An 853-nucleotide genomic window follows, 5' to 3' on the forward strand; every position below is an offset into this window, starting at 1 on the left:
AGGCTCCAGACTCATTGATTTACAGCCAGAATAGGACTGTAGCAGCGAGAGCGATGGCCGAGAGGAATACCTTTGGGCATCTGTCATATCGGGTGGCGACGCGCCGCCAATCCTTCAGGCGTCCGAACATGATCTCAATGCGGTTGCGTCGTTTGTAGCGGCGCTTGTCGTATCGGACAGGCTTGTCGCGTGACTTTCGACCTGGGATACAGGGCTTTATTCCCCTGTCATTAAGGGCTTCGCGGAACCAATCTGCGTCATAACCTCGATCTCCCAGCAGCCAGTCAGCCGGTGGCAGACTGTTCACCAGAGCCCTGGCGCCCGTGTAATCGCTCACCTGCCCAGCGGATATGAAGAAGCGGATGGGGCGTCCCAGACTGTCAGTAACAGCGTGCAGTTTCGTATTCATGCCACCCTTGGTGCGCCCTATCAGCCTGCCACGCCCCCCTTTTTCAACCGCAGGCTGGAAGCCGTGCGGTGCGCTTTGAGGTATGTTGCGTCAATCATGATGGTCTTATGATCGGTTCCCTGCGTAGCCAGCCCGTTCATGATCCGAGCGAACACACCCATATCGCTCCATCGTTTCCAGCGATTGTACAGTGTCTTTGGCGGCCCATATTCGCGCGGCGCATCGGACCAGCGTAACCCATTGCGATTGATGAAGATAATTCCACTCAGAACGCGTCGATCATCAACCCTCGGCTTACCATGACTCTTTGGAAAGTAAGGCTGAAGCCGCGCCATCTGCTCGTCAGTCAACCAGAATAGATTGCTCATGTTATACCCCTGAAACTCACGGGTATGAATCACGCAGGCGGGATGACGGCAACCAAATTAATAGGTCCAGAACCTA

Annotated in this window: 1 protein-coding gene; it reads right to left on the minus strand. The window is 55.0% G+C overall.

Going from position 1 to position 853, the window contains the following annotated elements; translation table 11 throughout:
* Window positions 1-19: 19 nt before the first annotated feature.
* Window positions 20-777, minus strand: a protein-coding gene (locus Q1B13_RS26840) for an IS5 family transposase (RefSeq protein ID WP_299085958.1) whose coding sequence is annotated in 2 segments (ribosomal slippage) — window positions 20-456 and window positions 456-777 — 759 coding nt in all. Because the reading frame shifts where the segments join, the coding sequence is not laid out codon by codon here.
* Window positions 778-853: the final 76 nt, after the last annotated feature.

The sequence above is a fragment of the uncultured Ruegeria sp. genome (assembly GCF_947489545.1).
GTDB lineage: Bacteria > Pseudomonadota > Alphaproteobacteria > Rhodobacterales > Rhodobacteraceae > Ruegeria.